This window comes from Ciceribacter thiooxidans (assembly GCF_014126615.1).
Taxonomy (GTDB): Bacteria; Pseudomonadota; Alphaproteobacteria; order Rhizobiales; family Rhizobiaceae; genus Allorhizobium; species Allorhizobium thiooxidans.
Genome location: NZ_CP059896.1, coordinates 2,883,530 through 2,904,188 on the forward strand (window position 1 = coordinate 2,883,530; position 20,659 = coordinate 2,904,188).

General features: G+C 61.6%; 21 protein-coding genes. All 21 read right to left on the minus strand.

Going from position 1 to position 20,659, the window contains the following annotated elements; translation table 11 throughout:
* Window positions 1–3: 3 nt before the first annotated feature.
* On the minus strand, window positions 4–1,458 hold the full coding sequence (gene flgK, locus H4I97_RS14080; RefSeq protein WP_182305281.1) for a flagellar hook-associated protein FlgK: 1,455 nt from the start codon (window positions 1,456–1,458) through the stop codon (window positions 4–6).
* Between the two features lie 19 nt (window positions 1,459–1,477).
* The gene (locus tag H4I97_RS14085; protein ID WP_182305282.1) at window positions 1,478–2,683 is read right to left on the minus strand and encodes a flagellar hook protein FlgE; all 1,206 of its coding nucleotides are present in this window, start codon (window positions 2,681–2,683) and stop codon (window positions 1,478–1,480) included.
* Between the two features lie 129 nt (window positions 2,684–2,812).
* Window positions 2,813–3,484 carry a transcriptional activator Rem gene (gene rem, locus H4I97_RS14090; protein ID WP_182305283.1) on the minus strand — a complete coding sequence of 224 codons (672 nt, stop codon included), beginning with the start codon at window positions 3,482–3,484 and terminating at the stop codon, window positions 2,813–2,815.
* A 280-nt stretch (window positions 3,485–3,764) separates the two neighbouring features.
* Window positions 3,765–4,328, minus strand: coding sequence for a transglycosylase SLT domain-containing protein (locus H4I97_RS14095; RefSeq protein WP_378143245.1), 564 nt, complete (start codon window positions 4,326–4,328; stop codon window positions 3,765–3,767).
* Complete coding sequence (fliK, locus tag H4I97_RS14100; RefSeq protein WP_182305284.1) at window positions 4,270–5,727, minus strand: flagellar hook-length control protein FliK; 1,458 nt, start codon at window positions 5,725–5,727, stop codon at window positions 4,270–4,272. Before fliK ends, H4I97_RS14095 begins: the two co-directional genes overlap by 59 nt.
* A gap of 1 nt (window position 5,728) precedes the next feature.
* Complete coding sequence (gene motC, locus H4I97_RS14105; RefSeq protein ID WP_182305285.1) at window positions 5,729–7,027, minus strand: chemotaxis protein MotC; 1,299 nt, start codon at window positions 7,025–7,027, stop codon at window positions 5,729–5,731.
* Between the two features lie 4 nt (window positions 7,028–7,031).
* Complete coding sequence (locus tag H4I97_RS14110; RefSeq protein ID WP_182305286.1) at window positions 7,032–8,261, minus strand: MotB family protein; 1,230 nt, start codon at window positions 8,259–8,261, stop codon at window positions 7,032–7,034.
* Window positions 8,258–8,905, minus strand: coding sequence for a GTPase (locus H4I97_RS14115; RefSeq protein ID WP_182305287.1), 648 nt, complete (start codon window positions 8,903–8,905; stop codon window positions 8,258–8,260). Before H4I97_RS14115 ends, H4I97_RS14110 begins: the two co-directional genes overlap by 4 nt.
* A gap of 230 nt (window positions 8,906–9,135) precedes the next feature.
* Window positions 9,136–10,101: a flagellin N-terminal helical domain-containing protein gene (locus H4I97_RS14120; protein WP_182305288.1), complete on the minus strand. Its 966-nt coding sequence runs from the start codon at window positions 10,099–10,101 to the stop codon at window positions 9,136–9,138.
* 271 nt (window positions 10,102–10,372) lie between these two features.
* The gene (locus H4I97_RS14125; protein WP_182305289.1) at window positions 10,373–11,593 is read right to left on the minus strand and encodes a flagellin N-terminal helical domain-containing protein; all 1,221 of its coding nucleotides are present in this window, start codon (window positions 11,591–11,593) and stop codon (window positions 10,373–10,375) included.
* 326 nt (window positions 11,594–11,919) lie between these two features.
* Complete coding sequence (locus H4I97_RS14130; protein ID WP_182305290.1) at window positions 11,920–13,140, minus strand: flagellin N-terminal helical domain-containing protein; 1,221 nt, start codon at window positions 13,138–13,140, stop codon at window positions 11,920–11,922.
* Between the two features lie 245 nt (window positions 13,141–13,385).
* Window positions 13,386–14,606 carry a flagellin N-terminal helical domain-containing protein gene (locus tag H4I97_RS14135; protein ID WP_182305291.1) on the minus strand — a complete coding sequence of 407 codons (1,221 nt, stop codon included), beginning with the start codon at window positions 14,604–14,606 and terminating at the stop codon, window positions 13,386–13,388.
* 325 nt (window positions 14,607–14,931) lie between these two features.
* Window positions 14,932–15,669 carry a flagellar type III secretion system pore protein FliP gene (fliP, locus tag H4I97_RS14140; protein WP_182305292.1) on the minus strand — a complete coding sequence of 246 codons (738 nt, stop codon included), beginning with the start codon at window positions 15,667–15,669 and terminating at the stop codon, window positions 14,932–14,934.
* Window positions 15,666–16,127, minus strand: coding sequence for a flagellar basal body-associated FliL family protein (locus H4I97_RS14145; protein ID WP_378143455.1), 462 nt, complete (start codon window positions 16,125–16,127; stop codon window positions 15,666–15,668). The genes fliP and H4I97_RS14145 overlap by 4 nt, the downstream gene beginning before the upstream one ends.
* An 89-nt stretch (window positions 16,128–16,216) precedes the next feature.
* Window positions 16,217–16,930 carry a flagellar basal body L-ring protein FlgH gene (flgH, locus tag H4I97_RS14150; RefSeq protein ID WP_182305294.1) on the minus strand — a complete coding sequence of 238 codons (714 nt, stop codon included), beginning with the start codon at window positions 16,928–16,930 and terminating at the stop codon, window positions 16,217–16,219.
* The gene (locus H4I97_RS14155; RefSeq protein WP_182305295.1) at window positions 16,927–17,472 is read right to left on the minus strand and encodes a MotE family protein; all 546 of its coding nucleotides are present in this window, start codon (window positions 17,470–17,472) and stop codon (window positions 16,927–16,929) included. The genes flgH and H4I97_RS14155 overlap by 4 nt, the downstream gene beginning before the upstream one ends.
* Complete coding sequence (locus H4I97_RS14160) at window positions 17,469–18,593, minus strand: flagellar basal body P-ring protein FlgI (RefSeq protein ID WP_182305296.1); 1,125 nt, start codon at window positions 18,591–18,593, stop codon at window positions 17,469–17,471. Before H4I97_RS14160 ends, H4I97_RS14155 begins: the two co-directional genes overlap by 4 nt.
* Window positions 18,590–19,075 (minus strand): flagellar basal body P-ring formation chaperone FlgA, encoded by a 486-nt coding sequence (gene flgA / locus H4I97_RS14165; RefSeq protein WP_182305297.1) that lies wholly within the window; start codon window positions 19,073–19,075, stop codon window positions 18,590–18,592. The genes H4I97_RS14160 and flgA overlap by 4 nt, the downstream gene beginning before the upstream one ends.
* 17 nt (window positions 19,076–19,092) lie before the next feature.
* Window positions 19,093–19,881 carry a flagellar basal-body rod protein FlgG gene (gene flgG, locus H4I97_RS14170; protein ID WP_182305298.1) on the minus strand — a complete coding sequence of 263 codons (789 nt, stop codon included), beginning with the start codon at window positions 19,879–19,881 and terminating at the stop codon, window positions 19,093–19,095.
* Between the two features lie 18 nt (window positions 19,882–19,899).
* Complete coding sequence (gene fliE / locus H4I97_RS14175) at window positions 19,900–20,241, minus strand: flagellar hook-basal body complex protein FliE (RefSeq protein WP_182305299.1); 342 nt, start codon at window positions 20,239–20,241, stop codon at window positions 19,900–19,902.
* Window positions 20,238–20,657 carry a flagellar basal body rod protein FlgC gene (gene flgC / locus H4I97_RS14180; protein WP_129333626.1) on the minus strand — a complete coding sequence of 140 codons (420 nt, stop codon included), beginning with the start codon at window positions 20,655–20,657 and terminating at the stop codon, window positions 20,238–20,240. Before flgC ends, fliE begins: the two co-directional genes overlap by 4 nt.
* Window positions 20,658–20,659 lie beyond the last annotated feature (2 nt).

The window sequence follows — 20,659 nt, forward strand, 5'->3', positions numbered from 1 at the left end:
GATTTACCTCGCCATGTCCAGAACGGCCTGCATCATGGAGTCGATGGTCGACACCAGCTTGGCAGAGGCCTTGTAGGATTGCTCGACATCCAGGAGCAACGACAGTTCCTCGTCGAGGCTGACGCCGGTCTTGGAGGAATAGACCTGGAATGCTCTCTCGTAGAGAGCGGTCTTGTTGTCGGTCGCCGTCGTGGCGTTTGCCCGAAGTTCCTCGAGCCAGCCGATGGAGTTGGTCGAGAAGGTCAGGAGCCCGGACGAAGTGTCGATCCCGGCAGCCGGATCGAAAGGCCGCGAAGTACTGAGATTTTCCACATAGGTGAGCAGCAGGTCGGAATAGCCGCTGCCGCCGGTGGGATTCTTGGCGTAAGCGGCACCGTTGATGCCACCGTCGCGCAGCAGGGTGGGATCGCCGCCGGCCGAGGTAATGAGCGCGCTGTTGACCTTGATGGATGCGGCAAGGCCGGGTTCCACCGTGCCGGATGGCGGTACCGTGCCGGCTGACCAGGTGAAAAGGCCGGGCAACGGATTGGCCCCACCGGCGTCGGTTTCCTGGAAAGCCTCGATCAGGCCTCGTGCAACTTCGTCGAGCTGGTTCTGGAAGGTCGGCGCGATATCGTCGCGCAATTGCAGAAGTGCAGCGAGCGAGCCTTCCGCACTGGTATTGCCGCCGACTCCTGCTTCCACAGCCACGCCGTCGATGTAGACGGCATTGCCGTTGACCGTCGCCGAATAGGTATAGTTGCGGCTGAAGGAGACCGAACGCGGGATCGTCTCGAAGAGGGTCGTGCCGTCGGCCGTATAGAGCGCGACGTCGTTGTTTTCCCTCATGACGACTGCGACGCCGACAATGCCTGATATTTCCTTCAGGATCGTCTCGCGCTTGTCGAGCGCGTTGCTCGGATCGTTGCCGGTCGCGGTCGCCTGGACGACCGTGTCGTTGGCGGTCTTGAAGTCGGCAAGCAGGCGGTTGAGCTCGGTCACCTGCGACTCGATTTCCGCATCGGCATCCGCCCGCAGGTTCTGAACGGTCTGCGACACGCGGTTGAGCGAGTCTGCGACATCCCCGGCGTCCGACACCGCGGTCTGGGCAAGAGCGAGCTGCCCCGGCGACGCTGCATAGGCCTGGAGACTGCTCTGCAGCGTCGACATGTAAGTCGACGGAGCCAGCTCGTATTCATTGCCGCCGAGGCTCGACTTCAGCGTCTCCAGGCCATCGAGAAGCGTGCTTTGCGCCTTCGACTGCGAGTTGGCGCTGACCGTCTGGAGCAGCAACGCAAGCTGCTGGTTCCGCTGGGTGACGACAGTAGAGGCACCGAAGATCGTGTTGGTTACGACCGCCGAACGACGCACATAATTTTCGTTGCCGTCATTGGCAATGTTCGTCGAAATGACGGAGGACTGATCCCCCATATTCCGGAACGCTGCCTTAGTTGTGTTGATTGCAGACGTGAGCGACATTGGCTAGCCGAACCTTACATTATCTCTTCAGGTTGACGAGGACGTCCATCAACTCGGAGCCGGTTTGGAACACCTTGGAGTTGGCCGTGTAGTTGCGCTGCGATTCGATCATCGCAGTGAGCTCTTCGGCGACATCGACGTTGGAGTCCTCGAGCGCACCCGAGAGGATCGTGCCGAACCCGGCAGAACCCGCGTAACCCATGACGATCACGCCGGAGTCATTGCTCTGGGAATAGAGATTGCCGGCGATGGGCGTCAGATTGTCCGGGCTCTGCACCGTTGCAAGCGCGACGCGGTAACGAGGCGTAAGATCGCCGTTGTCGTAGACCACCGAGACCACGCCCTTGTCGTCGATCTCGTAGCCGACCACTTCACTCGCCGCGTTGCCGTTGATCTTCGCACCCGTTTCGACCGAGAAGGCGGCAGCAAGCTGCGTGGAACCGGAGATATCGATCGCGATCGCGCCCATGTTGGCACCGTCGACGGCAAACGCCGCAGTGGTCAGCGAGGTCGGCGAGGTGAGCTTTCCATTCGCATCGAAATTGAGCGTGGTCGAAGGAATGACCGTGGTCGCCGGCGGACCTGCATAGCTTGCCTCGACCGTCCAGGTGTTTGCCGCGGTCTTGGTGTAGGTGAATTCGAGCAGGCGGCTGTTGCCCTGGCTGTCGTAAGCCACCAGTGACGTGGCCTTGCTGTAGCCCGCGGCTTCGCCGGACGGCAGGTTGACATTGAGCTGACCGGCGGTGGAAGCCGTAGCCGAGATCGAAGCCGAGGAAAGGTTGACGGGCGTCAGGCCTTCGAAACCGTTGACGACGATCGTCGGATCCGAGGTCGAGGAATACTCGTAGCCCATCAGGGTGTAGCCGGCGGCATTGCGCAGCGTGCCGTCATCCATCGTCTCGAAGGAGCCGGCGCGGGTCAGGTATTCGACACCGTCTCCGCCGCTTACGATGAAGAAGCCGTTGCCGTTGACCGCCAGGTCGGTCGCCGAGGTCGTGTAGCTGAAAGTACCCTGATCCGAGATCGAGTAGCGGATATCGGTCTCGACACCACCCGAATTGTAGGCACCACCGGTCGCCGGCAGGATCATGGAGGAGAACTGGACCGAGGCCTTCTTGTAGCCAACGGTGCTCGAGTTCGCGATGTTTTCCGCCACCGTTCCGAGACGGTTGGCCTGGGCATTCATTCCGGACACGCCGGTTCGCATGGTACCGTAAAGGCTCATGAAACTTCCTCGTTTCTATCGTCTTTGGGAGAGTAGGAGACGGGCCTTGCGTGAAGCTGTCTGGAATGCCCGGCCGATTGACCGGCAGTGGGGGAGGCCAACCGGGATATCGGAAGCCCGGTCGGTCGCTCAGCTCCAGTCTATGCAGTAACCAAGGAAACGCTTCGAATCGACCGGATCGAAGCCGAGCTTCTTGCGCAGCTTCTTGCGCAGCTTGCTGATGTGGCTTTCGACGACGTTCTCTTCGACTTCCTCGTCGAAGATGCCGTAGATCGCATTGAAGATCTGCGACTTCGAGACCCGGCGTCCGCGATTGAGGACGAGGTATTCGAGAATACGCCGCTCGCGCCGCGGCAACGGGAAGACTTCCCCTTCGATTTCCGGATCACGGCCGTCGTTGAAGACACGGATCGGACCGATCTCGGTATAGTTGCTGATTGCACGCAACCGGCGGCGGATGGCCGCCGCACGCGCGAGAATCTCCCTCGGATGTACGGGCTTGCGCACGACGTCGTCGACGCCGCAATCAAACAGCGCAAGAGTCGCTTCGAGCGATGGCTGGTCGCTCACCGCGATGACCGGAGCCTGGGTGCGATCACGGATCGCTCGCGGCAGATCCATGGTCTGCTCCCCCTGCCCCAGAAGGAAGGCTTCCACGGCCGCGATGTCCCCGTCCGCTGCCGTATTCACCCATTCGCCGAATTCCGCCGGGTCGAACCCGGTCGATGGAATTCCTTCACGCCCGAAAAGGGAGGTGTATCCCTCCTTCACGAGCTCACGCTCATCAACCACTACGATCATTCGTCCGCCTCCGAATCAGTGTGGATACTTCGATGGACTATGGGTACGAATCGGAGGAATCAGCGACAACTGCTTAATGTTAACGATAGATATTAATAGTTGATTAAGGTTTGGGTGCTGATTTGAGCTATATCTAGTAGGTGCCCGCGCAGAGAGGCACTAATCTCTCGTGGATAATTTCAGCAAGAGTTAACAAGGCTCTTGCCGGACATAATTCGTCCAAATCCGGCCACATTGCGGACAAAACCGACAACCGAAACAGAAATACAACTTTTAATTGCTAAGCGCCACAGAAATTCCGCGCGTTCGGAGTCCATTTTCCGTAGCCGGTCGCGACCAGATTGGCGATGACACGGCAGACGTAACGCTTCTGTGCAGGGTCGTTATCGGGGCCGGCATGGTAACGTGCGACCGCCATCGTCCACGTATCGTGCCGTCCGTGCAGACGCAACAGAAACCGTGCGGCGTAATCGACATTCTGTCCCGGATCGAACATCGCCTCGATCGAGGGGAAGTTCTCTAGATGAAAGTGCTGATTGATCTGCATGCAGCCGACGTCGATGAGCTTGGCACCCTGCCGTCGCGCCTCCATGAACGCATTGATCGCGTCGCTGCGGCTGTCGAAGAACAGCGCTTTGCCCTCGACGTTCAAGGCGTAGGGTTGCAATGAACCACGACGCCCCGTCTCCGTCAGACCGACAGAGTAGAGGATACCTTCCGGGATGGCGTAGCGAGCCGCAGCCTGCTGAATTTCGCGTTCACAGGCACCGGAAGAAGCACGGCTCTCAGAGGTAGACGTGATCAGGACGAGCGCCGCCAGAGACGGTACCGCCACCGTTGCCAGCCGTCTCAGCCACGCTCGCATCATTGCCAATCCTTCCGCTGCTGTCGTCTTCACCGCGCGAATTGCCGAACATATCCTGGCGTGGGCCTCCGCCGGCGCCCTGGCCGGCGCCCTGCTGTGCCTGCTGGCCTCCCTGCTGCCACTGGCCGGCCCCTTGGCCGCCGTCGCCGCCGGCTCGTTCGGCCGCGGGCGCCATACTCACGTGAACATGATCGACCGTCAGTCCCTGCGCCCTCAGCGCCTTCAGGATGTCGCTCTGGTCGTCGTTGAGCTGCCTTAGGGCGGCGTGCGTCTCCACGGTAAGGTGGACCGTCAGCTCATCTCCCCTGAGGCGCAGATTTGCCGTCACACTTCCGAGCTCAATCGGCGTCATCTGGATCTTCAGCGTGTGGACGACCTTCCCACCACCAGAGGCGGTCGCTGTGTCCGAGATCTCCGTCATGGGCTGCATCGCCCGCGACCATTCGCCGTCACCGGCGACTGCCGCAGCAATGTTGGTCGAGTTCGCGGTCGAGACGGGGGCGAGATAACGGCGGGCATCGAGGACGGCAATCGTCTGTGTGCCCTCCCCCGGTGCCGTGCCGGTCTCGTAGCGGGCCGCATCGCCGCTCTCGTTCATCCGCATCGTGAGCGGCTGCCCCTTTCCATCGAGACGCGCAAAACGGAAGGTGCGGTCCGTGCCGGAGGAGAGAGCATCGGTGCCGTCCGGCGCCTGTCCACCGGTAGACGTGTCACCGGCAACCTGATCCGGCGTAGCGAGCCTCGGGTCGACGGCAGGGCCGGTCGTGTCCCGTCCTTTCACGGAACGATCCAGTCGTCCCTTGCTGGAATCCGGATGCTGCAGACCCGGTTGAACTTCCGTCGGGACTCCTTTGAGCAAGGAGAGCGTCTCACCGAGGTCGGCGGTCAGGGCATCACCGGTGCTCTCAGCCTGTTGATCGTCTTCTGCCGCCGCATCCGCGCGTTCGACCAGACACCGCAAACCGCGAGCGACCGGCTTGTCCGTTTCCGCGCCACGGCGCGTTGTCATCTCTCCTCGTCCCGGCAGCGCCTCCTGCAGTGCCCTGGCCATGGCGGGCGCATGCGCGGCAAAGCCGGCTGGGGAATTCCTGCCGCCCCGGTCCCGTGCCTTCGCCGGGGGTTGCTCCTCCCTCTCCGCCTGGACTTCGTCATCGGGGGCGTGTGCGTCGCTGTCCGTGCGAAGCCGGCTCCTCGCCGAAAGCTCAACGGTCGGCGCCGAACGCTCGTCATCGACGGCGCTCTTGCCACCTCGCCGCTCGGCACCGTCCAGCACCTCCGAAAAACCGCCGGCGCCCGATCGAGATGACGCAGCGGTACTGCCCGTTCTTGCTGCGGCATCGGCAGAGGGAAGCGTTCCTGTAACTCCGATATCGATCATCTTACTGCGCCTCTTCTTGTAGCAGGCTGTCAATTTCGCGAAGTTTGGAATGCCCGGACGAGACGAAATCCTGCAACTGGGGATCCATGGCGATCTCGCCAGGCGTCGTCCCGGAGGGCGCGGCGTCCTCGGCGACAGTCTCGGTTGGAGGTATGCCTCCCGGAAACTGCAGAGGCTCTGGCTGCGCCTGCGTGGCCGCCGCTTCGACGGTCGTTACCGCCGTATCGGCAGGCCGCGGGGAAGAGCCCTCCTGAACGGGCTGGGTCAATATCTCGCGTGCAACCGCCTCGGCGGCTGCGCGCAGCGCTTGATCTGCCGGCGACAGGTCCTTCTCGGGGATGCTGGCGAGGGCATCGACAGCCGAGACGATGTCTGATGTCGGAACGTCGGCAAGACCTCCGTAGAGGCGGGCCAGCGTATCTGCACCTTCCGCCGTGCCGGAAAGCGCCTTCGCGCGCTCTGCGGCAAGGCCTGCCAGCTGGTTCTTGCCGCGAACGGCCGCAGCCCTGGCGATCCTCAGATAGATCTCGCGGGCACGGTCCTTGTCCATGTATCCAAGTATCGCGCTCACGTCTTCCGCATTGAGAGCTTCGTACCGCTCGACGACGAGTCGAACGAAGAGATCCGCAAACTGGCTCGCATAGGGCGAATGGAGAAACCGACGCGCATATCGGTTCGAGTAGGCTGTGGCCTTGGCAACATCGCCCGTCTCGACGGCGATGGCGACCGAGCGGCGAAGCGCTGCCTCTTCCACGATCGTGCCCGGCGCCGTCAGACGCGCCCAGTCATAGAATTTCAGCGCGCCCTTGGGATTGGTGCTGATCGTCACGTTGCCGGCGACGAGGGCAAGATAGGGACCGATCTTGCTGTCCTTGTACTCCGAAACCAACCCGCCGAGGGACTTGGCGATCAGCGTACCCTTGCCGGCAAGGTACTTGCGGAGCGCATCGGTGACGCGGTTGTCGAAATTGCCGTCGACATCGCGCGCGACGAGATATTCCAGAGTCTGGGGATTGCCGCCGCTCATTGCATAGATCAACGCCGCATCGACATTGTCGGTACTCTCGAAGACGGATGCATCCGCATGCCGCAGGCGCTTGTCGATCGTCTCCAGCATGAAGCGCTGCATCTCGCCGGCGGAGTGGTCTCCGAGCACGACGGAATCCTGCACGAACTGCAACGAGCGCAGCATCTTGTAGGGCGCGATCGTCTCCAGGTCCTCCGAACGCACCTGTCCCGGGACACAGAGCCCCAGGACGGTGAGTGCAGAGCAAAAGAGAGAGCGCCTCAGGCCTGCCATCTGACTATCCCTGATCCGCTTGAACCAGAATCTCGATGCGACGGTTGGCATCGGCGAGCGGATCGTCCGGCACCTGAAGGCGTCGGTCGGCGAACCCCGACACCTGCTGGACCCGTCCTTCCGGCAGGCCACCGCGCAGCAGCATGTAGTAGGCGCTGTGGGCGCGGGCCATCGAGAGCCGCCAGTTGTCGTTATCCGTTCCCTTGAACTGGCGACCGTCGGTGTGGCCGCGAATGACGATCGAGCCCGGCCGCTGCTGCAGAAGCTTGCCGATCTTCTCCATGGCGACGACCATCTCCTTGCGCGGGACGGCGGAGCCGACGTTAAACATCGGGGTGTCGAGCTGATCCGAGATGGTCACAAGCAAGCCACCTTCTGACGGCTTGACGACGAGCCCCTCCGCAAGCTTTCCGCTTGCGCCACCGATGGCCTTCTCGATCTGGTCCCTGAGCTCGGTCGCAGCCTTCTCCGTGGCTGCGCCGGCATTCGCGTCAGCGGCCTTGCTCTCGCCTTCGGCGGGCTTGGTCTCCGTCGGCGCGGTCTCGGGCCGTGTCTCTTTGGGGTCGAGAGCGGCAATCTGTTCCGTGGCGGGGTCTCTCGGTGTTTCGGCGGCCTGAGCATTATCCGCCGGCGCCGACTGGTTCGCCTGCTTGGCCGCCTGGACCTGCTGGCTCCAGAAATCCGGGTCAAAGGGATCGCGGTAGGCTTCGCCACCGGAAGCGCCAGTGGACGGCCCGGAATCGCTCGCTCCGCCCTCGCCCTTGGCGCTGACATTCGCCTGCTGTCCGACTTCCTGGGCTATCTCGGCGAGCACAGAATAGGGATTTTCGAAGAAATCCGCCTCGGAATAATTCTGCTGGTCGCCCGCTGTCGCTGTCTGGTCCTCACCGGTCGCGGCCGCGGCACCCACGGTGTTCTGCTGATCCTCGACCTGGGAGCGCTCCTTCTTCTTCTCCCCGTCTGCCTGATCCACGGGCTTCTTTACGCCCTTCTCGGTCGGCTTCTCGTCGGCAAGCTTGATTGGATTAAAATAGCTCGCGACGGATGCCTTGGTCTCCTCGTTGGCGGCGTTGACGAGCCACATGACGAGAAAGAACGCCATCATCGCGGTCATGAAGTCGGCATAAGCGATCTTCCATGCACCGCCATGGTGGCCGTCGTGATCCCCGCCGCCGTGGCGTTTGATGATCACGATCTCATTCTTGCCGTGGTGATGATTTTCGCTGTCGCTCATCCCAGCACTTTCTTCAGGCTGGCCGTCCAGGCCGATATACGCGTAACCAGCGCGGTGCCGTCGACATCCGCAGTGAGGTCGAGATCATCCGCCTCGACGTGGTGCAGCACATGCGCATTGTCCCCGAGCGCCTCCTTCAGCATCTCGAACAGGGCAGCCGGACCGCTGACAGAAATCGCGCCGGCCTCGCCGGAGAGGATCGCAGTCGACAGCTGTTCGGCGAGGTCCTGTACGGCACTCGCCACCACCTGATCGGAAAGGAAGGGAGCGACCGCCGCCGCCGCCTGCTCGCTGACCGCGAGAGCAATCTCGCCGGCCGCGCGATGCAGGCCGTCGGCGAGCGCTCTGGCGGTCTCCGATTCGAATTTCAGCCGCATGGCGTCCATGGCGCGGGCATGTTCGTCCAAGAGCCCCTGACGCTCTGCTTCGAACGTCTCGCGCAACTCCCGCTCCGCGGCCTCGTGGCCTTCGACGTAGGCCGCGCGACGTTCGGCGTCGAGATCGATCGGCTCTGGTTCCGGCGCGATGGCAAAATCGAGGTCGAAGGCCGTTTCCTGTTCCGGAAAAGCCATTCCCTTCGAACCCGACGCACCGGTGGCGGGCTGTGAGAAGTCCTTGAGATAGCGGGCAAGCGGTAGACTCATGCGCAACACGCTCCGCCGAACAAAGACTGACTGCGTTTCATCCTGACTTCCACCGCGGTTTCCGCTGCCGGGCCGCCGACCAATCCCTTGCAGGCAGAGGCTCCCGGAGTTTGACGTATTCGCTTCGACGCTAAGCGTCCAAACTTGTGCGAGGATGAATGGCCCGAGGTCCTGCCGCGCGCCCGGGCTCCACGTCCGACCGCGACGCGTTCAGCGAGAGCGAAGCGCGCTTACTTGAAGAGGGTCAGAATGTTCTGTGCGTTGGTGTTGGCGATCGACAGCGCCTGAATGCCGAGCTGCTGCTGCGTCTGGAGCGCCTTCAGCCTCGTCGATTCCTCGTTCATGTCGGCATCGACGAGTCGGCCCACGCCCTTGTCGATCACGTCCATGAGGTTGGAGACGAACTGGTCCTGCATGTCGATGCGCTTGGTGATCGCGCCGAGGGTGGAGGCGGAATTCGTCAGCTGCTCGAGCAGGTCCGAGACGACGCTGATCATGTCGTCCATGACGGCATCCGTGGTGGTGCCGTCGATCTTGATTTCCGTGCCGGTGGCTGGCGTCGTCGAGCCGACATCGAGGAGAAAATAGTTGCGCGGGGTCGTGGTCGGGCTCGCCATCAGCGCATCGGCATCGATATCCTTGGTGAGGATGCCTCGTCCGGCATCGACGGTGTCGATCAGCACCGACTGGGTGGTGTCGAAATCGAGCGTCGTCACCTGAACGGTTCCGTCCGTCGCACGAACGAAGGAGGAGACGACCTGCTTGGTGCCAAGTGCCGCGGAATTCGTGTTGTAGAGCCAGTTCTGGCCGGAGAAGGATGCGGACTGGGTGGTGGAGACGAGCTGGTTCTTGAGCTCCGTCATCTCCGCATTGATCTTCGCCTTGTCGACGCCAGGCTCCCTTGCCGCGACCAGCTTCGCCTTGATTTCGCTGAGCACGTGGATGACGTTGTCGAGCGCCGTATAGGCGGTGTCCACGGTTGCTGCACCGAGCCCCAGCGCGTCCGAAACCGTCGAGAGCGAGGAATTGTCCGACCGCATCGTCGTGGCAATGGACCAGTAGGCCGCATTGTCGGCAGCCGTCTCCACGCGGTAACCCGAGGACACGCGCCGCTGGGTCGTCTCCATGTTGTCGTCGATTGAGCGGAGAGTCTGAAGTGCCGCCATGGCGGCAGCATTGGTCAGAATACTGGTCATAAGGGTGCCCTGTTCGCATCATGGGACATCCGGCGCCAAGCCGGCGGCGACAGGCGGGCATCATGCTGGCGGCTCCTGACCCGGAGCCACTCCGTCACCTGTTAACAAATCGTTAACAGGATCACTTAACAAAGACTTAACATGAATAGCAAGGGTTGTAGAGCCGAAGGACCGCGAAAACGAAAAGGCGGCAAGCCTCGCGCAAGGTAGCAACGCAAAAGGCCGCGCCCCGAGGGGCGCGGCCGGTCTGTTCGACCAATCCTTTCCGCGATCAGCGGAAGAGGGTCAGGATGTTCTGCGACGAAGAGTTGGCGATCGACAGCGACTGGACGGCGAGCTGCTGCTGGGTCTGCAGTGCCTTCAGGCGGGTCGATTCTTCGTTCAGGTCGGCGTCGACGAGACGGCCGACACCCTTGTCGATGGAGTCCGTCAGGCTGGCGACGAATTCCTGCTGCATGTCGATCCGCATGCCGATCGAGCCGAGCTGGGCGGCAGCGCTGGTCATGGACTTCAGAGCAGTGTCGACCATCGACAAGAGGCCGGCGAGCTCTGTCTTCGTGGTGGTGTTGGTGATCGTGAAGCTGTCAACCGACATGGCCGTTGAACCGGCGGTGTCGGCAACGTTGATCTGCCATTCGAAGCCGCTCGCGTCGGTCGCGAAGACTTCCTGGGTGGAGTTGACGGCCGCATTCTGTTCGGTCGCGGCGACCCAGGTATCCGAGCCAATCATGACGTAACCGATGCCGGCGCCGGAACCGTCACCGGGCACCGTCCAAGCGATGCTGCCGCCGGCGTCGAAGGCGCCACCGGCACCCGTGACGGCTGCACTGACCTGCGCCGTCGTGTAGGAATTCAAGTTGTACGAGGCGGTCACACCGCCATTGTTGACGTTGACGACAACGCCGTCGCCGGCAATGTTGGTGGTCTGGTCGAGCAGACCGGTGTTGCCGTTGGTGTCGAACAGGACATTCGAAGCGGTCAGCGTATAGTCGACCTTCTTGACCGACACGGCGCCCGAGGAGTCGCGGACGAAGGACGCGACGACACTCTTGTTGATATCAGCGGGGAGACCGCCGGTCAGCTTGGCCTGCAGCCAGTTCTCGCCCGAGAAGGAAGCCGCTTCAGCAATCGAGGTCAGCTGATCCTGGAGCTGGGTGATTTCTTCCTGGATCTTGGTCTTGTCGACGCCGTCTTCAGTGGCGGCGGTCAGCTTGGCCTTGATTTCCTTGACGACCTCGATCGCGGAGTTCATGCCTGAATAGGCCGTGTCGACCTTGGCAGCGCCGAGACCGAGAGCGTCTTCGACAGCCGACAGGGCCATGTTGTCGGAACGCATGGTGGTCGCGATAGACCAGTAGGCGGCGTTGTCGGAAGCAGAGCCGACGCGCAGGCCCGAAGACACTGCCGCCTGGGTCTGCTCGAGCCCGGACTCGATGGAGCGAAGGGTCGAGAGCGCGGCCATCGCCGCGACGTTGGTAAGAATGCTGGTCATTTAGTTTGTGCCCCTTGGCGACTGAAAAATTGACAGGGACATTCCGGAAATCCACCGGGAACGGATCTTCTGCATCATGCATATCGACATCGCAGCAGCTGCGGTCGACCTCCCGTTCGATGCTTCAAGACTAAGCTGACGTAGTTAACGGGAAGTGAAATAGGCATAAAAAAACGAGAAAAATACTTACGATACTTTGTAATACTTACTTAACCGAAGTTACCGTTTTCTTAATAGGCGCCAAATGCAAAAAGCCGCGCTCGTTTGAGCGCGGCTTTTCATCATGAATTGTCCGAGGCGGCACGCGCCGCCTGGCCGGGATAGTTTTACTTGAAGAGGGTCAGAATGTTCTGCGAAGCGGTGTTGGCGATCGACAGCGACTGGACGGCGAGCTGCTGCTGGGTCTGCAGTGCCTTCAGGCGAGTCGATTCCTCGTTCATGTCGGCATCGACGAGACGGCCGACGCCCTTGTCGATGGAGTCCGTCAGGCTGGCGACGAATTCCTGCTGCATGTCGATCCGCATGCCGATCGAACCGAGCTGGGCGGCAGCGCTGGTCATGGTTTCAAGCGCAGAGTCGACCATCGAAAGCAGACCCGCGATCTCGGTGCTCGTCGTGGTATTGTCGATCGTGAAGGTATCGACCGACATTGCCGTGGATGTAGCGCCCGCCGTGGTATCGATCTGCCACTCGAAGCCAGAAGCGTCGGTCGCGAAGACTTCCTGCGTGGAGTTGACGGCCGCGTTCTGTTCCGTGGCGGCAACCCAGGTGTCGTTTGCCACCTTGACGAAGCCGACGCCGGCGCCGGCGCCGTCGCCAGCAATCGTCCAGGCAATGTTGCCGCCCGCGTCGAAGGCGCCGCCAGCACCCGTGACAGCCGCGCTGACCTGAGCCGTCGTGTACTTGACGACGTTGTAAGAACCGGTAACGCCGGCGATGTTCACGTTGACGACGACGCCGTCGCCGGCAATGTTGGTGGTCTGGTCGAGGATACCGGTGTTGCCGTTCGTGTCGAAGAGCACGTTCGTGCTGTCCAGCGTGTAGTCGACCTTCTTGACCGACACAGCGCCTGAGGAGTCGCGGACGAACGACGCGACGACGCTCTTGTTGATGTCGGACGGCAGAGCGCCGGTGAGCTTGGCCTGCAGCCAGTTCTCACCCGAGAAGGACGCGGCCTCGGCAATGCTGCGCAACTGGTCCTGAAGCTGGGTGATTTCTTCCTGGATCTTGGTCTTGTCAACGCCGTCTTCGCTGGCGGCAGTGAGCTTGGCCTTGATGTCCTTGACGACTTCGATGGCCGAGTTCATGCCGGAATAGGCTGTGTCGATCTTGGCGGCGCCGAGGCCGAGAGCATCCTGAACCGCCGAAAGGGCCATGTTGTCGGAACGCATGGTGGTCGCGATCGACCAGTAAGCCGCGTTGTCCGATGCGCCGCCGACACGAAGACCCGAGGAGACACGCGCCTGGGTCTGCTGCATGTCGGAGTCGATGGAGCGGAGGGTCTGGAGTGCGGCCATTGCCGCAACGTTGGTAAGAATGCTGGTCATTGAGAAAGTTGCCCCTTGGTTGGCGGTGTATGAAAAGGGACATTCCGGTCGCGCCGGGAACGACGGTCAGCATCATGCCTGCTAACAGGTTATTAGGAAGTGTTAACCCGTCGTTGCGATGCTTCCATCTAGCTTAAACATGGTTAACAACTGCTAAACGCAAGTTGACAAAAAACATGCCGCGCCCGGGGACGCGGCATGCTCGAAGTTTCAGGACTGCCGGGAAACCCCGGTCATCCGGCCGATCAGCGGAACAGCGACAGAACGTTCTGCGACGAAGAGTTGGCGATCGACAGCGACTGGATGGCGAGCTGCTGCTGGGTCTGCAGTGCCTTCAGGCGGGTCGATTCCTCGTTCAGGTCAGCATCGACGAGACGGCCGATACCCTTGTCGATCGAATCAGTCAGGTTGGAGATGAACTCTTCCTGGATGCCGATTCGCGAGTTCAGCGAGCCGAGCTGGGAGGCGGCGCTGGTCATCGACTTCAGAGCGGTGTCGACCATCGACAGCAGGCCCGAAAGCTGGGTCGCGGTCGTGGTGTTGTCGATCGTGAAGTCCGAGACAGACATGGCCGTCGACGTGGCAGTGTCGGCCGTGTTGATCTGCCACTCGTTGCCACCGGCGTCGGTCGCGAAGACTTCCTGCGTCGCGTTGGCGCCGGAGTTCTGCTCCGTCGCGGCAACCCAAGTGTCGTCGGCGATCTTGACGTAACCGACACCTGCGCCGGCGCCGTCGGAGGCCACAGTCCATGCGATGCTGCCGCCGGCATCGAAGCCGCCGCTTGCAGCAGTCACGGCTGCGCTAACCTGCGCCGTCGTGTAGGACTTCAGGTTGTGCGAAGTGGTCACACCGCCGTCGTTGACGTTGACGACAACGCCATCACCGTTGACGTTGGTGGTCTGGTCGAGAATGCCGGTGTTGCCGTTGGTGTCGAACAGAACGTTCGAAGCCGTCAGCGTATAGTCGACCTTCTTGACCGATACCGCGCCCGCAGCGTCACGAACGAAGGAAGCGACGATGCTCTTGTCGGTGTCGGAAGCAAGGCCGCCAGTCAGCTTGGCCTGCAGCCAGTTCTCGCCCGAGAAGGAAGCCGCTTCGGCAATCGAGCCCAGCTGGTCCTGGAGCTGCGAGATTTCTTCCTGGATCTTGGTCTTGTCGACGCCGTCTTCGGTGGCGGCAGTCAGCTTGGCCTTGATTTCCTTGACGACGTCGATCGCGGCGTTCATGCCGGAATAGGCCGTGTCGACCTTGGCAGCGCCGAGACCGAGGGCATCCTGGACGGCCGACAGAGAGGCGTTGTCGGAACGCATGGTGGTCGCGATAGACCAGTAAGCGGCGTTATCCGAAGCACCGCCGACACGAAGACCCGAAGAAATGCGCGACTGGGTGTCGTCCAGGCTGGCGGAGATGGAACGGAGGGTGGACAGTGCAGCCATTGCGCTGCCGTTGGTAAGAATACTGCTCATTGAGGTGTCCCCTTGGAAACTAGATACATTGGAGGGACATGCCGGATTACCTACCGGCAGAGGCGGACGACGTCATGTCAATTAATTTTCGTTTGAATTAATCCGTCTCTGGAGCAGCATCAAACAGCACGGATTTTAACGTCGCCTGAACCCGACTGGTTAAGAAACCGTTATACGGCACTTTTCCGGTACCTGGCGGGATATTTCTCGCAAGTCACTGAAATTTCGTTATATTTTCTTCGAATTGGACCTGACGGCGGCACTCACGGGTTAACCATGATCGCCGCGCGGCGGAAACAGTGCATGCCGCGCGGGGCAAGAACGCTCAGGAAAACGACCGAACGAGGCTGCCCACCAGGAGATTCCAGCCGTCGATCAGAACGAAGAAGAGAATCTTGAACGGCAGGGAGATCGACGTCGGCGGTAGCATCATCATGCCCATCGCCATCGTGATGGTGGCGACGATCATGTCGATAACGAGGAACGGCAGCACGATCAGGAAACCGATCTCGAAGCCGCGGCGGATCTCCGACAGCATGAAGGCGGGAACAAGGACGCGGTAATCCACCTTGTCATCGGTGATCGCCGTCTGGCCGCGCTCGTTGGCGATGTCGATGAAGAGCTTCAGGTCCTTGTCGCGCGTGTTCGCAGCCATGAATGTACGAAAAGGCTCGGCGATGCGTTGAACGGCTACGGCCTCGGTCACCTGATTGTCGAGAAGCGGCTGGACCCCATCGCGCCACGAGCGGTCCATCGTCGGCGCCATGACGTAAAACGTCATGAACAAAGCCATGCTCGTCAGGATCATGTTCGACGGCGTGGTCGCAAGTCCCATTCCGGAACGCAGGATCGAGAAGGCGATCACGAAGCGGGGAAAGCTGGTGACCATGATCAGGATACCCGGGGCGACGGAAAGAACAGTCAGCAATCCGAAGGTACGAATGATCCACGCCGCGACCGAACCGTCGATCGGCGCGTTCAGCAGATTTGTCGGAAGCTGCTGGGCGTGCGCAAGTTCCGGCACCGTCATCATGACGGCAAGCAAGAAGAGGAATCGAATCATTCGATCACAAAGGTCCTGAACATCACCTTCGATACCCGCCCTTCCGAGCGCAGGTCAACACGCTCCGCGATGTCATCCCGCAGATACTGAAAACCCCGCGGACCTTCCACCTGCTGCAGCGAGACCGTGCGCACATAGGCGAGGATGTCCTGATGGATCTGTTCGGCGAGCGCCGCGTCGGGCGCTCCCTTGAACATCAGCGCGACTTCGAGGCGGATCCAGCTCTCGGAGGGATAGGCGAGGTTGGTGGTAATCGGCTCGAGCTGGACGACACCGTTCGCCTCCGTCGCGATGCGGGCGAGGCCCTCCTCGGCCTTGCCTCCGTGGGCGCCCGCCTTCACCTGCTCCACCGCCTTTTCGGCTTCCTGCGCGGCCTTGATGTTCGGGGCGATCATGGTGCCGACCAGCCAGCCGCCGCCGCCGCCGCCCACAGTCAGCGCCGCAACCGCTGCAATCATCAGCACGAGCGGCGACTTCTTCTTCGCTCCGGTTTCTTCCGCTTCTTCCATTGTCTCCGCGTCCGCTTCAGTTCCCCGCCTCGCCAAAGTCAGATCGGCGAGAACAGATCGACCACCTGTTGACCGACCGGCGGCTGCTGCACTTCGGTCAGCCGGCCACGTCCGCCATAGGAAATCCGGGCCTCGGCGATCCGGTCGTAGGAAATGGTGTTGTCCGCATCGACATCCTGCGGCCGGACGATACCGGCGACGTTGAGGATGCGGATCTCGTGATTGACGCGTACCTCCTGCGATCCGCTGACCAGCAGGTTTCCGTTTTCGAGGATCCCGGTGACGACGGCGGCAACGAGGAGCGTCAGCTTCTCCGACCGTGCGGTCGAGCCCTTGCCTGCGGTGCTGGTATCGGAACCTGAGGAGAGATCACCGGTGGTGACCGGCGGCGTCCAGCCGAACAGATCGGCCTGGGTCGCCCACTTCATTCCGCTCGAGTTCGTGCGACTGCGATCCGTCTCGTTCTTGAACGACGCCCGGTCGTTGATCTGGATATTCACCGTCAGGATGTCGCCGACGTTGATCGCACGTGAATCCTTGAAAAGCGCCGCCTGCGAATCGCTCCAGAGCGAATAGCCGCTGGCGACCTGACGCGGCTGCTTGGGATAGAGCGCCATCTGCGGCGTCTGGCTGTAGCGCAGGCCACTGCCGATCGGGCTCATCGACGGCGCGTTCCCGATCTCTTTCAAGGTCTGGCTCTGGCAACCAGCCAGGAACAAGACAGCCAGAACGGCGGAAAAACGCTTCGTCATGAGGGGTCCCTCGATGTGGTAGGATCGGCGGCGCTCGACATCACCCCTGCGACGATGGCCGCCTTCTCGGCGGTCATCTCGCTGAGGATCTGGCTCGACTGACGCGCTGGCAGCTTCATGACGATCGCGGCGGCCAGAACCGGGTCGATCTTCTCGAGCTGGGGAGCTGCCGCGTCCGCCTTCATGTTCTTGTAGATCTCGATCAGATTGACCTCGGCCTGCTTCATGAAATCGTTTCGGCGCTTCAGCCAATCCTCGTACTCAGCCTTGCGCTGTTCGAGGATGCCGATGCGCTGGTCGACCTCCGCCTGCAGCTTTTCGAGCTCCTGCTTCTGCAGCAGATAGCGCTGATCGCGCGCCGGATCGGCGATGCTGGTGCAGAACTGCTGGATCTCCTGCTGCGTCGCCCCGCCTGCCGGCGGCGAGAGCGCCGCGACGTCTTCGGCACGGGCAACGCCACTCGGCGCTACCATCAGGAATGCGGCCAGCACGACAGTTCCGGCAAGGGAGAAGCGGCTCTTGTGATCGACGTTATCCATCATTGCAGGACGAGCTCCGCCTGAAGGGCGCCGGCCGACTTGATCCCCTGGAGGATCGCAATGATGCCGTCGGGCTTGACGCCGATATTGTTCAATCCGCTGACGAGTGTCCGCAGGTCCGGACCGTCGACGATGGCAATCGGGCCTCCGTCCTTCTGGGCCAGGATATCCGTCTGCGGCTGCACCGCCGTCTGGCCACGCGAGAACGGCAGCGGCTGGACGATCTGCGGCGTTTCCGTAACCTGGACGGTGAGCGTGCCGTAGCTTACGGCGACCTTCGAGACACGGACCTCGGCACCGATCACGATCGTGCCGGTCCGCTCATTGATGACGACCTTGGCCGGCGAATCCGTTTCGACAACGAGATTCTCGATCTCCGCCATCAATCGCGCGAGATCGGCCTGACGCGGCTTCTGCACGACGACCTCCTGAGAGTCACGCGCTTCGGCGATCGGACCGCCGTAGCGCGATCCCGCATAGGCATTCACCGTCTCGGAAATGCGAATCGCTGTCGTGAAGTCGGGGTTCCTCAGCTGCAGGACGAGATTGACTGAATCCTTGAACTTGGACGGCAACTCGCGTTCGATGATCGCACCATTCGGCACGCGGCCGGAGGTGGTGACACCTTCGGTGACACTTGCCGCCTGCCCCTGCGCGTTGAAGCCCGAGACGATGACCGAACCTTGTGAGACGGCGTAGATCTGGCCATCGGCACCGGTAAGCGAAGTCATCACGAGCGTGCCGCCCCGCAGCGAAGACGCGTCGCCGAGCGAGCTTACCGTCGCGTCGATCCGGCTGCCGGGGCTTGCGAAGGGCGGGAGCGTGGCCGTCACCATGACTGCCGCGATGTTCTTGGCGTTCGACTGACCGCCCTGGGTCGAGATACCCAGGTTCTGCAGCATGGCCCGCAGTGACTGTTCGGTGAACGGCGAGGATCGCAGGCTGTCACCCGTCCCCTGCAACCCGACCACGAGACCGTAGCCGATCAGCTGGTTGTCACGTCCCGACTGCAGGGAGGCGATGTCCTTAATGCGCGAGGCGGTCGCCGCATCGGCGCCGGTGACACAGGCCAAGCCGAGAAACAAGCTGAACAGGGCCAGCGCACCTTTCCGTAGCAAATTCATTTCGCCATCACCTGTACCGTACCATCGGCCATCACCGTACCGCTGACGATCGCACCGGAATCGATGTTGCGAACCTTGATGACGTCGCCGATGCCGGCATCCGTCAGCGGCGTTCCGGAGGCCGAAATCACCATGTTTCCAAGCGCGAAGGTCAACCGGACATTGCTGCCCCGCTTGATCGCGTAGGCCTCGCGCAGACCCGACAAGGGGATTGTCCGGCCCTGCAACAGGGTTCGCTTGGTGACCATCCCGATCACCTGGTCGATCGAGCTCGCGTACCCTCCGGCGAGGTTGGGATTCGTGACTTTCACTTCCTCGACCTGGGAAGCGGAAATCGTCTCGCCGGGATAGATGGTCTGCATCGGCACCACCGCATAGCCGTCCTTCGCCGTGGCCGGCGAGATCGGGCCGAACACTAAGGATGCGACAAACGCCGACTGCGCCATCGCCTTTGCGTATCTGGTGATCCGGCGAAACCTCATGTTTGCCCGCCTCCCGCCTACTTCAGGTTCTTGCTGACGATCTGTGCCATTTCGTCCGCGGTCTGGATGACCTTCGAATTCATCTCGTAAGCGCGCTGGGCGGAGATCATGTCGGTGATCTCCCTGACCGAATCAACGTTGGACGATTCGAGATAGCCCTGCTTGAGATAGGCGAAGCCCGGATCTTCGGGCGCACCGACAATCGGTTCGCCAGAGGCCGCGGTCTGTGCAAAGAGGTTGTCGCCGAGCGGCTTGAGGCCCGCTTCGTTCACGAAGTTGGCGATCGTGAGCTGCCCGAGTTCGGTAAAGTCGTTGCTGTTGCCTATGCGGGCAGAAACCATACCGGTGCGGCTGATGACGACTTCGCTTGCGTTTTCCGGAACCGTGATCGCAGGCGAGACGGCATACCCGTCGATGGTCACCAATTGGCCGTCGGCATTGGTATTGAAGGCGCCCGAACGACTGTACAGGATCGTGCCGTCGGGCGATTCGATCTGGAACCAGCCGCGGCCGACCAGAGCAACGTCCAGTTCGTTCGAGGTCTGCGCGAGCTCGCCCTGCGTATGAATATTGCGAACCGCAGCCGTCTGAACGCCGAGGCCGATATTGGCGCCCTCCGGCACGATGGCCTGGTTGGCGCGGTTGGCGACGCCCTGGGTGCGCTCCGTCTGGTACAACAGATCGGCGAACTCCGCGCGCGCACGCTTGTAGCCGGTCGTATTGATGTTGGCGATGTTGTTGGCGATGACCTCGAGATTGGTCTGCTGTGCATCCATGCCGGTGGCCGCGATGGCGAGCGCTCTCATGTGTCCGTCCTTGGTCCGCTAGATCTGCATCTTGGTGATTTCGAGATAGGCCGTGACGATCTTGTCGCGCAGCGCGATCGCAGTCTGCAGCGACTGTTCTGCGGCCAGCACGGCATCGACGACCTCGCGGGTGTTGGCCGTACCCTTGATGCCCTCGAAGGAGGTCACTTCCGCCTGCTTGAGATTATTGACTGCATCGGAAGCCAGGCTCCCCAGCACGCCGGCAAAACTCTGTCCTGTGGCCGCACCCGGGGTGACGCCCTCCGCCTGCCCAGTGGAGGTCGTAACGGACTCGCCCGGGAAAAAGCCAAGCCCGGAGGAACGGGAAAGGGAAGTTACGTCTTCAGTCTTCTCAATCATTGCGAAGCTTTCAGGAGGTTGATGGTCGAGGAGATCAGGTCGCGCGTCTGCTTGACCGTCTGCAGGTTCGCCTCGTAGGTGCGGTTGGCCTCGCGCATGTCGGCCATTTCAATCAGGACGTTGACGTTCGGCATCTTGACGTAGCCGCGCTCGTCTGCGGCCGGATTGCCGGGATCGAATTCCTCGATGAAATCCGAATCGTCCTCTCCAAGTCTCTTCACAGCCACGAGATCGGCACCGCTCACCTTGTCGAGCTCGGCCCCAAAGGTAACCGTCTTGCGCCGGTAAGGCTCCGCACCGGGTGTATCCCCGGTCGAGCGCGCATTGGCGATGTTTTCGGAGACGACACGCAGACGAGTGGACTGGGCTTCCAGTCCACTGCCGGCGATCTTGAGGGCGGCTGACAGCGGATCCATGG